The organism is Streptomyces sp. RLB3-17, assembly GCF_007113425.2.
Classification (GTDB): Bacteria; Actinomycetota; Actinomycetes; order Streptomycetales; family Streptomycetaceae; genus Streptomyces; species Streptomyces mirabilis_D.
Genome location: NZ_CP041610.2, coordinates 4,846,915 through 4,859,274, shown reverse-complemented (window position 1 = coordinate 4,859,274; position 12,360 = coordinate 4,846,915). Strand labels below are relative to the sequence as shown.

The following is a 12,360-nucleotide window of genomic DNA, read 5'->3' as shown; positions in this document are numbered from 1 at the left end:
GTCCGGCCCGGACGCCCCCGCGCCCTGTTAGACGTCTGACAGACCCGTTAGGTCATCAACTGGCGCACACTGTCTTGTCCGCCGTGGACTTGTCGACCTCGGGCGCCTTGGTCGGAGTGGTCAACGACACCCCTGCGCCCTTGAAGTCCTTGCCCAGGGTCAGCACGATCGCGGGCAGACCCTGTGAGTTCTTCTCGCTCTTGCCAGGCTTCAACGCCGAGGCGGACAGCCCCATGAGGTCCGCCAGTTTGCGCGCCTGATCGGCCTGGTCGGGGGAGTACTCCACGGTCGTCTTGCTCAGTGGTGCGGCGGCGTTACCGAGCTGGCTGGACTTGGGCACGCCCTCAGTATTCTGCAGCCAGTTAAGAGTCTCCTGTGCGCTGCCGCCCGGGGCGCCGCCGTTGTAGATGTCGACGCGGATGTCGGCGGCGGCGGAACGGGTGCCCTTGAGGCGGGCCGCGACCTCGGCCTTCTCCTTCTTCTCCTTCTGCTTCACGGCGGTGAAGGAGACGTCGCTCTTGATCGCGTCGAAGACCGCGGGGGCCTGTGACTGGTTGACGACGACGGTCGCCTTGACCTTCTCGGCGGGGTTGTCGAGCACCGGCACCGTGGTGAAGGTGATGTTCTTCGTGGGCACCTTCTTCAGCTCCAGGGCCACGTCCTTGAGGGTGCTGACGTTTCCTATGCCGGTGTCCACGGTGAGCGCCTTGGTGGCGGCCTCGGCCAGGCTGATCAGCTTGGCCGGGTTGGTGAGGGTGTCGCTGGAGGACATCTTGCGCATCAGCGAGCCCAGGAACTGCTGCTGCACCTTGATGCGGTCGAGGTCGCCCTGGTTGCCGAAGCTGTGCCGGGTCCGTACGAACGCGAGAGCCTGCTCGCCCTCGACCTTGGACTTGCCCGCGGGCAGCTTGAGGTGCGACTCCTTGTCGTTGACGGCGTGCGCCACGCACACGTCGACGCCACCGACCGCGCTGGTCAGCGTCTTCACCGCGTTGAAGTCGGCCATCATGAAGTGGTCCACCGAGATCCCGGTGACCGCCTTGACCGTGCGCATGGTGCAGCCCGGGTCCCGGCCGTCCTGGCCGAGGCTCGTGTTGAAGCGGACGTTCTGCGTGCCCGGGACGACCTTCTCGCTGCCGTCCGGCTGCTTGGTCGGGCAGTCCGGCACATCGACGATCAGGTCACGCGGGATGCTCAACGCGGTCGCGTTCGTACGGTCCTTGGAGACGTGCAGCAGGATGTTGGTGTCGGCGTGCCCGACGCTGCCCTTGTCGCCGTAGCCCTCGTTGCCCTTGCCGGTGCGCTTGTCGGTGCCGATGATCAGGATGTTGAAGGCCTCGTCCTTGCTGAAGCCCTTCTTGCCCGCGCTGCCGACGTCCGTCGTGCTGACGTTGCCCTCAAGGTGCTTGAGGTAGAGATACCCCGCGGCGGAGACGGCGACCAGCACGAAGGCCATCGAGCCGCCGGTCCACAACAGTATCTTCTTCGCCTTCGACTTCTTCGGCTTCGTGCGCCCCTTGCGACGGCCCGGCGGTGGCTCGGCCGGCGCGCCACGGCGCCGCCGCGGCCCGGGCACATCGGGGCCGGGCGTCGCCGGACTCTCCCGTTCCGGCGCCCGGCGCGCGCGTGTCCCCGCTCCCGGTCCCGCGTTCGCGGGGCTGCCCCGACGCGGTCTCGGGACTCCCGACTGCGGAGCGGAAGGAGTCAGTCGCAGTTCGTATTCACCGGTGTTCGGGTTGAGTACCCACTGGTCTGCGGGGTCGATGTTGTCCGCCCGCCCACGGCCTTGCGCGTCCACGGTTGTCTGAATCCTCCGTCGGGGCCACGCGGCGCTCTTCCCCCTCAAAGAGCGCTCGGGTCTCGGTCAGCAGTGCGCGACCCCCAGGACGGACCTCGTGGCCGGGTGCACCGGATCGCTCACACTATCCGGCCGGTTCGGGGTCAAGCGACGGTGGTGACAAATTCCACCTTCCTACAACTGGGCAATCCGCCCTATTTCTCAGAGACTTCTCAGCTCCGCAGTTCCCGCCTTGGCGCACGCTTTACCCGCAGGCGTCCTCAGCCGCCGTGTTACCGCGAAAAGTCGGCGCGGATGTGGGAGCGTCGGGCCGCTTTCCCCTCGACTTCCCGTTGCCGCGCGACTCCTCTTCGTAGTCGAATGCCGAGTCGTGGCCGCTTGCCGGGGTCGTCGGAAGGCCGCTCTGCGGGTCCGTCGGAAGGTCCTTCGCGACCGCCACCGGAGCGTCCGCGCGCAGCAGGGCGAAGAGTTTGTCGGCCGCGGGTTTCACGAGCTGGTCGCGATTGGCGTTGTAGACGTACGACGTTCGGGGCACCGTCAGGAATTGGACACGTTCCGTGGGGATATTGCGCATGCCGCGGACCAGGTCGTACAGCCCGCGCAGGCTCGCCAGATCCGGGTCCGTGGTGAGCGAGGAAGTGGCCGCGTCGAGCATGGGATAGAGCCGTGCCGGATTGAGCAGTACGTCGTTGCTCTGCACCTTGTTGACGAGCGCGCCGAGGAACCGCTGCTGGCGCTCCATCCGGTCGGTGTCGCTGCCGTCCCCGATGCTCTTGCGGGCGCGGACGTAGCCGAGGGCCTGTTCGCCGTCGAGCACGACCTTGCCCGCGGGCAGCTTCAGCTTGGCCGCCTTGTCGTCGATGGGCTCCTTCAGGCACACCTCCACGCCGTCCACGGCGTCGACCATGTCCTTGAACCCGTGGAAGTCGACGACCACGTGGTGGTCGACACGGATGTTCGTGAGCTTCTCGACGGTCCGGATCGTGCACGCCGAACCGCCCACCTCGAAGGCGGAGTTGAACATCGCGAACGTGGGCCCGGTACGGGTGCCGTCCGGACGCCGGCAGCTCGGCACGTCCACCATCAGGTCGCGGGGCAGGGAGACGGCGGTGGCGCTGCTCCGGTTCGCGGACAGGTGCAGCAGGATCGTGGTGTCGGAGCGCTCGGTCCCGGAGTCCCGGCCGTACTCCTTGTTCCCGTCCCCCGACCGCGAGTCCGACCCGATCAGCAGGATGTTCTGCGCGTCGCGCACCAGCGCGGTGGGCCGCTCCTTCTCGTAGCGGGCGAGCTCGGCGGCGGCTTCCTCGTCGGCGGTGATGTTCCGGCTCAGCTTCTCGTACGCGACCAGACCGACGCCGACGGCACCGAGGACCACGACGGCGACACCGAGCGCCGAGTACTGCACCCAGCGTCGCCGTCGCCGTCGTGCGAGCCCGGCACCGGTGGGCGAAGCCCCCGTTCCCGGCCCTGTCCTGTCGGTCACGTCGGAGTCCACCCCTCATGGCGTGCGAGCGTGCGGTGCTCCTACGACCATGGCTCGGAGGCCCGGCGACGGCGGCAGATAAGGGGCCGAACGGGTGACGGGATCGGCCGGGGGCGCGGGGCCCCCAGCAGGGACGGATCCGCGGCGGGACGGCGGGCGCGATCGGCCCCCACGGGCCTGCCCCGACAGGCGATCGGCCCCGTCCGGGCCGGCCCGGACGGCGACCGGCGACTACCGGACCGTCGAAGTCACCCGCTCGCTCTCGATCCGCTTGGCCAACGCGTCCTCGCCCAGTCGTTCCAGATGACGACAGAGCACCACGGACCCCCCGGAGGCGAGCGGCGCGTACAACCCCGCGCTCAGCCCCTCCCAGGTGTCGTACGACAGCGCGGACAGGATCCGAGACCCGGGCCCCGTCAGATCCAGCGAGGCCGCCTCCGCCCGGGCCCGCTCGACGACCTCGGCCCCCGTGTGCTCGGCCCCGGCGACGATCAGCGCGGCCTCCTCCGGGTCCACCGGCGCGTACGGCTGGAAGCGGTCGCCCTGGCTCGGCACCTCGACGGCGTAGTCGGCGTACCCGGCGGGCGGTGTCGGGAAGCGGCGCCCCAGCGGCGCGAGCGAGAGCGCGACGCGCTCGCCGGAGCAGGCGAGCCCGGCCTCGAGCGCGTCGGGCCCCGCGACGACGAGGTCGGCGGCACCGGGATCGCCCCCGACGTCCGCGACGACCCCCACCGAGGAACACGCGAGCAGCCACACCGCCGTCTGCCAGTGCGCGGGCAGCAGCAGCGCCACCCGGTCGCCGGGCTCGGCGGACAACTCGCCCTGGAGGAGGTTGGCGGTCTTGGCCACCCAATTGGCGAAGGTCGCGACGGACAATTCGACACGCTCGCCCGTGGCGTCGTCGTAGAAGGTCACCAGGGGGCGCGCGGGGTCCGCGGCGAGCGCGGATCGCAGCAGGTCGGCAGGGGTGCGGTCGGTGGCGTTCACGCGCGCAAGCGTACGCGGGGGCGCCCGGCGGGACGCGGCGCCCGCGCCACCGGTTCGGCCGAGCGCGACCCGACGGTCCGTCAAATCCGCAATGGACAGATATGTATGACTATGTCCACGATCAGGGGCATGCATGGAATCCTTGCTTCCTCGGTCGGCGTCACCTGCGCGGCCGCACTCACCCTTCCGCTGGCCCTGTCCGCACCGGCACAGGCCCGACCCCAGGCGGCGAGGACCGAGCCCGCCGCGCCGGGCAGCACCCAGTCCCTCCCCTTGGTCCCGCTCTCAGGCGACCGCTCGCTCGGACCCGCCGCGCCCGAACAGGGCCTCGGTAGACGGAGCGTTCGGACGTTCTCGCTGGTCGGGGTCGTCTGGGACGACCCCGACACCGAACTGCGCGGCCGCGTCCAGGTCCGTACCCGCGCCACCGGAGCCAACCGCTGGTCCGGCTGGCAGGACATCGAGACCCACAACCACGAGCACGCGGCCGACCCGGACAGCGCCGAGGGCAGCTCGGGCCGGGTGCGCGGCTCCACGGCGCCCCTGTGGGTCGGCGACTCGGACGGGGTCGAGGTCCGCGTCCAGGCGCAGGTGGACGAAAGAGCCACGGCAGCCGGCGAGTCGCCGCTCCCCAGAGGCATGCACCTCGAACTCGTCGACCCCGGCGCGGAACCCGCGCCCCGGGGCGCGCTGACGGGCGACGGGAGCGCGGGCGCGGAGAGCGCCGAGACGTACGCCACCTTCGCCACCAATGCCGCGCTCGCCCCGTTCGGCGCGACGGAGATCCCGGCACTGTCCAGGGCCGAGACCGAGCGCGAGGCCCCGGCCCTCCGCGACGGCGCGCCGCTCGTGAAGCCGTACATCGGTGAGCGCCCACGCATCGTCACCCGGCGCGGCTGGGGCGCGGACGAGAGCCTGCGCGAGGGCGGCTTCGTGTACACCAAAAAGGTGAAGGCCGCCTTCGTGCACCACACGGCCTCGGGCAACAACTACCTTTGCTCCCAGGCCCCTTCGCTCATCCGCAGTATCTACCGCTACCACGTAGTGAGCAGTGGCTGGCGCGACATCGGCTACAACTTCCTCGTAGACAAGTGCGGAAACATCTACGAAGGCCGCGCCGGAGGTGTGGCGAAGCCCGTCATGGGGGCCCACACCCTCGGTTTCAACAACGACACCATGGGGATCGCGGTCCTCGGCAGCTTCGGCAAGACCAAACCGGCCGCCGCCGCGGTGACCGCCATCGCGCGGCTCACGGCATGGAAGCTCGGTCTCTCCGGAGCCGATCCCCGCGGCAAGACATACCTGAAGTCCGGCGGTGGCAATCTCTACCGAAAAGGTAAGAACGTACGACTGAACGTGATCTCCGGCCATCGGGACGGGTTCGCCACGGAGTGCCCGGGGAGGCTTCTGTACGGCAAACTCGGCTCGGCCAGAACGGCCGCGGCCCGCTACCAGGGCCGCTGAGGTCTGCGCGGAGCCATCGAGGACACCCCACTGCCGTCGAAGGCCTCTTACTACGGACTGCATACACTGGCCGGCCGAATCATCCTTCGGCCGGTCCCGGCAGGAAGCAGAGACGACAGGTGACAGAAGCGATCCTCCTGGTCGGGGGCAAAGGCACCCGACTGCGCCCGCTCACGGTGAACACCCCCAAGCCGATGGTCCCGGCGGCCGGGGTGCCGTTCCTCACGCACCAACTGGCGCGGGCGAGAGCGGCGGGCGTCGAGCACATCGTCTTGGCGACCTCCTACCTGGCCGAGGTCTTCGAGCCGTACTTCGGTGACGGTTCCGGGCTGGGCCTCCACATCGAATACGTCACCGAGGAGGAGCCCCTCGGCACGGGCGGCGCGATCCGCAACGTGGCCGCGCGCCTGCGCTCCGGGCCCGACGAGCCGGTCCTGATCTTCAACGGCGACATCCTGACGGGCCTGGACATCAGGGCCCTGGTGGCGACCCACGAGACGACCGGCGCGGACGTGTCCCTCCACCTCACCCGCGTCGAGGACCCACGGGCGTACGGCCTGGTCCCCACGGACGCGACGGGCCGCGTGACGGCCTTCCTGGAGAAGCCCCAGACCCCCGAGGAGATCGTCACCGACCAGATCAACGCCGGGGCGTACGTCTTCCGCCGCTCGGTCATCGACACGATCCCCGCTGGCCGCCCGGTCTCGGTGGAACGCGAGACCTTCCCCGAGCTCCTGGCCACCGGAGCCCACCTCCAGGGCATGGTGGATTCCACCTACTGGCTGGACCTGGGCACCCCCCAGGCCTTCGTACGAGGCTCCGCGGACCTCGTCCTGGGCCGCGCCCCCTCTCCGGCGGTCCCGGGCCGCTGCGGGGACCGTCTCGTGCTGCCCACGGCCAGGGTCGCCCCCGACGCCAAGCTGACCGGCGGCACGGTCGTCGGCGACGGCGCGCGCATCGGCGAGGGCGCCCGCATCACGGGCAGCACGATCCTGTCCGGCGCGGTCGTCGAACCCGGCGCCGTCATCACCGACTCCCTCATCGGCACCCGCGCCCACATCGGCGAACGCACCATCCTCTCCGGGGCGGTCATCGGCGACGGCGCGGTGGTCGGCCCCGACAACGAACTCCGCGAGGGCGTAAGAGTCTGGTGTGAGGCCAAGATCCCAGCCGGGGCGCTCCGCTTCTCGTCGGACCAGTAGGGCGGCTAGATCGGCTGAGGGTGGGCGGGGGCTGGTCGCGCAGTTCCCCGCGCTCCTGAAGTCCTCGGTCTGTCAGGGGTTCCGCCTGGATGTGTTCGGCTGAAGGGTGGGCGGGGGGCTGGTCGCGCAGTTCCCCGCGCCCCTGAAGCCCTCGGCCCGTCAGGGGTCCCGCCCGGATGTGTTCGGCTGCGGGTGGGTGGGGGCTGGTCGCGCAGTTCCCCGCGCCCCTAAAAGCCTCGGTCCGCACGGCGCTGCGCCTGTCGGGCGTGTGAGGCGGAGGCCGGGGGGCGATGCCTCACCCCCCCGGGTCCGCCCACCCACCCCGGCCTGTATCACTCGGCCTGTCCGGCGTGTGAGGCCGAGGCCGGGGGTCGATGCCCACCCCCCGGGTCCGCCCATCCACCCGGGTCCGTATCAGTCAGCCTGTCGGGCGTGTGAGGCGGAGGTCGGGGGCGATGCCCCACCCACCCCCCGGTCCACCCGCCCACCCGGGCCTGTATCACTCAGCCTGTCCGGCGTGTGAGGCCGAGGCTGGAGGCCGATGCCCCACCCGCCCCTCGGTCCACCCGCCCACCCGGGCCCGTGTCACTCAGCCCGTCCGGCGTTTGAGGACGAGGCCGTTCAGGCCGATCGGGGGTCCGGGGGCGGAGCCCCTGGTGGGGTTGAAGGGGCGGAGCCCCTGGGGATGGGACGGGTAGGGGCGGCGGGGGCGAGGGACTCCCGGCCCGCACCCGGGACGACTACAGCCGCCCGATATCCCCCCGCGGCATCCGCGGAACCCGCCGCGCAGGCGCCCGCCCCGACAACAGAATCAACCGAGCCGCCCGATGCCGCTGCCCGGCATACGGCTCCAACAGCGAAAGCATCACGGAGTCATCCGCATCCCGATCCCCCACCAGCGCATACCCCACGATCCCCGGCAGATGAAGATCCCCCACGGTCACCGAATCCGCCGCACCATGACTCCGCTGCACGGTCTCCGCCGAGGTCCACGGCCCGATCCCGGACACCAACTCCAACCGAGCCTGCGCAGCCCCCGGCTCCATCCCCACCGCCTCCTCCAGCCGCCCCGCCACCCGAACGGCCCGCAGAATCGTCGACGCCCGCTTGTTGTCGACCCCGGCCCGATGCCACTCCCAGGAGGGAATCAGCGCCCACGTCCGCGGCTCCGGCATGACGGACATCCGCTCCGGCGCGGGCCCCGGCGCAGGCTCCCCGAACTTCCGTACGAGCAACCGCCACGCCCGATACGCCTCGTCCGTCGTGACCTTCTGCTCCAGAACGGACGGAATGAGCGACTCCAGCACCAGCCCGGTACGCGTCAGCCGCAACCCCGGCCGCCGATGCCGCGCGACGGCGACCAGCCGATGACGAGGCTCGAAGGCATCGGGATCGTCGGCCGCGCCGAGCATCTCGGGGAGCTGTTCGAGCAGCCATTCGCTCCCCGGCCCCCACGCCTCGCCCCGTACCACCCCACCCCGCGCCGAGACCCGCAGCGTCCCGGCCCCGGCGGGCGTCCGGCTGGTCCGCCACACGGCCCCGTCCGGCGTCGCACGGAAGGTCGGATCGCGGGGTCCACGGCGCAGCGGCCCGAGCACGAGCCCGAGATCGACCGGCCAGGGCGGCGTCCAGGTGCGCGTACGCCCAGGTGCGACCGCCTGTCGAGGCACCCCGCCGGAGGCATCCGCGGGCACGGCGACATGCCCGCCGCGCACAGTCGTACGCGTCGGCCGAGGAGCGAAACGTCCAGCCACGAAAGGGGTCCTAGGAAACTCGGGGTGCCCTACGAGAGTAGGCGCTCACCCTCTCCGAACACCCGACTCCCGACGCACACCACTCTCGACGTACAAGGCACACAACTCTCACCACACCGGACGCACCACACGCGGCCGAAGACAAGGGCTGTCACCCGACCTGACGCACCACACCGGGCCGAAGCCCCCCGCGCTCCTCGACAAGGACTGTCACCACCCCCCGGCACCCACTCTCAACCCCCCGGCACCCACTCTCACCGCACCTCGACAAACGCCCCGGCATCCCGCGAGGGCCGAGCCCGCGGCTCCTCCGCCGCATGTCCGACCGCCACGGCCCCCATCGGATCCCACCCCTCCGGCAGCTCCAGCACGTCCCGTACGACATCCCGGCAGAACATCGTCGACGACACCCACGCGGACCCGAGCCGCTCCCCGGCGAGCGCGACGAGGAAGTTCTGCACCCCCGCGCCGACGGCGACCACGAACATCTCCCGCTCGGCACCGTCCCGCCGCGGATCGCCGTACGTGTGCGACCCGTCCATGACGAGACACGGCACCACGAGGTAGGGAGCGTTGCGCAGCACATCACCGCGCCGCACCCGCTTGGCGATCGACTCCTCGCTCTTCCCGTCCCGCCGCAGATCCGCGATCCACGCGTCCCGCATGGCGTCGAGCAGCCGCGTACGCGACTCCTCGGACTCCAGGAGCACGAACCGCCAGGGAGTGGTGTGATGCGGCGCGGGAGCGGTGACCGCCGCGGCCACGGCCCGCCGCACGGCGCCCGGATCCACCGGCTCGTCGGTGAAGGCCCGTACGGTACGCCGCTGGGTCACGGCCTCCCGTACGGCCTCCGACGTGCCGAGCCGGAACATGTCGTCGCGCGCGCCCCGCACCATCGCCCGTGTCCCCTCGCCGTCGTCCTCGGCCACCACGTGGGGCAGTCCGCGCACGACGGCGACGGGCAGCCCGGAGGCCTTGCCCTTCACCAGGTCACCGGCGGCGGCGAGCTCGTCGGCGGTGGCGACGACGGTGGCGCTCAGCGGATTGCCGTGCGCGTCGGTGCCGCCGCGCAGATCGTCCAGCACCCGTACGCCCGCGGCGCCGATGGCGACATCGGTGAGCCCGGTGCGCCAGGGCCGCCCGAACGTGTCGGTGATCACGACGCCGACGTCGACCCCGAGGGTGTCGCGCAGCTCGTCCCGGATGGCCCGCGCGGACGCGTCGGCGTCCTCGGGCAGCAACAGGACGGTGCCGGCCGGGGTGTTGGAGGCGTCGACCCCGGCGGCGGCCATCACGAGCCCCTGCCGGTTCTCGACGATCCGCAGCGCCCCGCGGCGCGCCACGACCCGTACGGTCTCGGCGTCGATGGCGGCCTCCCGGTCGGCGGCCTCGACCAGGCGCCCCTCGGCCTTGGACACGATCTTCGAGGTGACGAGGAGAACGTCCCCGTCGACCAGCCCGGGCTCGGCGACGGCGATCAACTTGCCGAGATCGTCGCCCTGTCGAACCTCGGGGAGCCCGGGCAGTGCCCAGACCCGGTAACCGGGAGAGGCGACGAAGGCGTCCGCCTCCCGGTCGCCCGCGCGCCCTTGTCCGGGAGCGTGTTCGGGAACGTCTCCCGGAGCCTGCTCCTGAGAAGCCGGAGAGAGCCGTCCGCTCATGACTCCCGCACCTCCTCCGCCAGCGTCAGCGCCTCGCGCGCCATCTGCGCCGCGGTGTCCAGGTCGGACATCATCAGCGGCACGGCCCGGCACCTGATCCCGGCAGCCTCGACCTGCTCCACGGCGGACGCGTCCACCGTGTCGACGAGCCAGCCGTCGAGGAGCCCCGAGCCGTAGTGCTCGGCGACCGCCGTGGCCGTGGACTCGACGCCGACCGCCGCCAGCACCTTGTCGGCCATGCCCCGCACGGGCGCGTCGCCGACGATGGGGGAGAGGCCCACGACGGGCACGCCGGCGTCGGCGATGGCCTCCCGGATGCCGGGCACGGCGAGGATCGTGCCGATGGACACGACCGGGTTGGACGGCGGGAAGAGGATGACGTCCGCCTCCGCGATGGCTTCCAGGACACCCGGTGCGGGCTTGGCCTGCTCGGCGCCGACCGGCACCACGGCCTCGGCCGGCACGGATGCCCGCAGCCGCACCCAGTACTCCTGGAAGTGGATCACCTTGCGCTGCCCGTCGATCTCGACGGCGACATGGGTCTCCACCCGGTCGTCGGACATGGGAATCAGCCGGACGCCCGGCTTCCAGCGGTCGCACAGGGCTTCCGTGACCGCGCTGAGCGGATAGCCCGCGCTCAGCATCTGCGTCCGCACGATGTGCGTCGCGAAGTCGCGGTCGCCGAGCCCGAACCACTCGGGGCCGACCCCGTAGGCCGCGAGTTCCTCCTTGAGGTGGAAGGTCTCGTCGGTCCGGCCCCAGCCCTGTTCCTCGTTGATGCCGCCGCCGAGCGTGTACATCACCGTGTCGAGGTCCGGGCAGACCTTCAGGCCGAAGAGATGGATGTCGTCGCCGGTGTTGCCGATGACCGTGATGTCCGCGTCCGGCACGGCCCGCTGGAGACCACGCAGGAACCGGGCACCACCGATACCGCCTGCCAGAACCACAATGCGCATGGGGTTCAGTCTGGCAGGCGGGTACGACAACGCGTGAGGCGGTTACGAGACCGCGGGCGCCCTCAGGCCGTGACGACGGCCGGGGCGCACTGGGCCGAATGCATCGGCATCTCGGTAAGACCCGGGTAGTAAACGTGCAGGCTCACGGCCGGTTCCAGGGAGTCGTTCACGACCTCGTGGATGTACCCCGGCGCGAACACCCGCTGGGATCCTGCCCCCAACGCGCGGGTGTCGCGCTCCGTGCGCTCGGTCAACGCGCCCTCCAGGACGGTGAGTACGCCGGAGGAGCGCCCGTGGTCGTGGAGTCCGCTGCCCTGTCCGGGCACCCAGGACAGCAGCCACACCTCGTAGCCGGGTCCGGTGCGCAGCCGGTGGTACCAGCGGGAGGTCGCGTCGTACTGGACGAGGTGCTCCCACTGGGAGCGGTCGGCGGCGATGGAGCGGGCCAGGCCGACGAACTCGGACACGGTGGCGGGGTGCTCGCGCGGCGGCTGGAGCAGGTGCGGTACTTCGAGGATGTCGCCGGCGATCTGGAGGTCGCTGTCGCTGTTCATGGGTGCGGTGGTTCCTCGGCGGAGAGCTGGGGTGTCGCGGGGCCGTATCCGTCCGGGTCACGGACGGGGAGGGTGCCCTGGTACGGGCGAGCGCCCCGGAAACGGGGCGGGGATTCGCCTCAGTGGCGGCGAGGCAGCCGGAGCGCGGTACGGCTCAACAGCTGGGACAGCAACAACAGCTACAGCGAGCGCGGGCAGCACCGTGGGACCCGGCGGTGCGGGTCGAGGTGAGCGCCAAGTTCGCGAGCATGCCCATAAGGACACCGGTTCACACCTCGACTGTCAACTTCATGTCCGCTATATGGGAAATGTTTCACCTCATCCGGTTCATCTGTGTGACGAAAGGTTTGCTCTCGAGCCACCCCGGACACATGGCGCACAACCGGGCGCGCAAACCTCGATGTGATCCCGTGATCCAAATGTGATCCGGTTCGCATCGGAGTCCACGTCGGAACGAGATCGAACTTCTGGGCGTCCTCCCCAGTAGCGGGTCGGGAGTCC

At 70.9% G+C, this 12,360-nt stretch carries 9 protein-coding genes; 2 read left to right on the top strand and 7 right to left on the bottom strand.

Going from position 1 to position 12,360, the window contains the following annotated elements; translation table 11 throughout:
• Positions 1-55: 55 nt before the first annotated feature.
• The 3 genes from FNV62_RS22050 to FNV62_RS22040 form a co-directional block, all read right to left on the bottom strand.
• Positions 56-1,798: an LCP family protein gene (locus tag FNV62_RS22050; protein WP_097284985.1), complete on the bottom strand. Its 1,743-nt coding sequence runs from the start codon at positions 1,796-1,798 to the stop codon at positions 56-58.
• Positions 1,799-2,042: 244 nt separating this feature from the next.
• Positions 2,043-3,281 carry an LCP family protein gene (locus FNV62_RS22045; protein ID WP_181360895.1) on the bottom strand — a complete coding sequence of 413 codons (1,239 nt, stop codon included), beginning with the start codon at positions 3,279-3,281 and terminating at the stop codon, positions 2,043-2,045.
• 231 nt (positions 3,282-3,512) lie between these two features.
• Positions 3,513-4,268: a TIGR03089 family protein gene (locus FNV62_RS22040; protein ID WP_143601846.1), complete on the bottom strand. Its 756-nt coding sequence runs from the start codon at positions 4,266-4,268 to the stop codon at positions 3,513-3,515.
• Between the two features lie 129 nt (positions 4,269-4,397).
• On the opposite strand from FNV62_RS22040, the gene FNV62_RS22035 reads away from it, so the two are divergent.
• Entirely contained in the window at positions 4,398-5,732 is a 1,335-nt protein-coding gene (locus tag FNV62_RS22035; protein ID WP_097289012.1) for a peptidoglycan recognition protein, read from the top strand.
• Positions 5,733-5,851: 119 nt separating this feature from the next.
• Positions 5,852-6,934, top strand: coding sequence for a sugar phosphate nucleotidyltransferase (locus tag FNV62_RS22030; RefSeq protein ID WP_097284983.1), 1,083 nt, complete (start codon positions 5,852-5,854; stop codon positions 6,932-6,934).
• Positions 6,935-7,674: 740 nt separating this feature from the next.
• Here FNV62_RS22030 and FNV62_RS22025 read toward each other — a convergent pair.
• The 4 genes from FNV62_RS22025 to FNV62_RS22010 all read right to left on the bottom strand — a co-directional run bounded on the left by FNV62_RS22025 (position 7,675) and on the right by FNV62_RS22010 (position 11,859).
• Positions 7,675-8,688, bottom strand: a complete 1,014-nt coding sequence (locus FNV62_RS22025) for a DNA-3-methyladenine glycosylase family protein (RefSeq protein WP_144315558.1) — start codon at positions 8,686-8,688, stop codon at positions 7,675-7,677.
• Between the two features lie 254 nt (positions 8,689-8,942).
• Positions 8,943-10,349 carry a coenzyme F420-0:L-glutamate ligase gene (locus tag FNV62_RS22020; RefSeq protein ID WP_225900328.1) on the bottom strand — a complete coding sequence of 469 codons (1,407 nt, stop codon included), beginning with the start codon at positions 10,347-10,349 and terminating at the stop codon, positions 8,943-8,945.
• Positions 10,346-11,305, bottom strand: coding sequence for a 2-phospho-L-lactate transferase (gene cofD, locus FNV62_RS22015; protein ID WP_060901833.1), 960 nt, complete (start codon positions 11,303-11,305; stop codon positions 10,346-10,348). The genes FNV62_RS22020 and cofD overlap by 4 nt, the downstream gene beginning before the upstream one ends.
• 62 nt (positions 11,306-11,367) lie before the next feature.
• Positions 11,368-11,859 (bottom strand): cysteine dioxygenase, encoded by a 492-nt coding sequence (locus tag FNV62_RS22010; RefSeq protein WP_054229209.1) that lies wholly within the window; start codon positions 11,857-11,859, stop codon positions 11,368-11,370.
• Positions 11,860-12,360 lie beyond the last annotated feature (501 nt).

Bases quoted from the DNA above. Each gene is read 5' to 3' on its own strand.
- cofD (WP_060901833.1), bottom strand. From the start codon at position 11,305: ATGCGCATTGTGGTTCTGGCAGGCGGTATCGGTGGTGCCCGGTTCCTG.
- FNV62_RS22035 (WP_097289012.1), top strand. From the start codon at position 4,398: ATGCATGGAATCCTTGCTTCCTCGGTCGGCGTCACCTGCGCGGCCGCA.
- FNV62_RS22020 (WP_225900328.1), bottom strand. From the start codon at position 10,349: ATGAGCGGACGGCTCTCTCCGGCTTCTCAGGAGCAGGCTCCGGGAGAC.
- FNV62_RS22010 (WP_054229209.1), bottom strand. From the start codon at position 11,859: ATGAACAGCGACAGCGACCTCCAGATCGCCGGCGACATCCTCGAAGTA.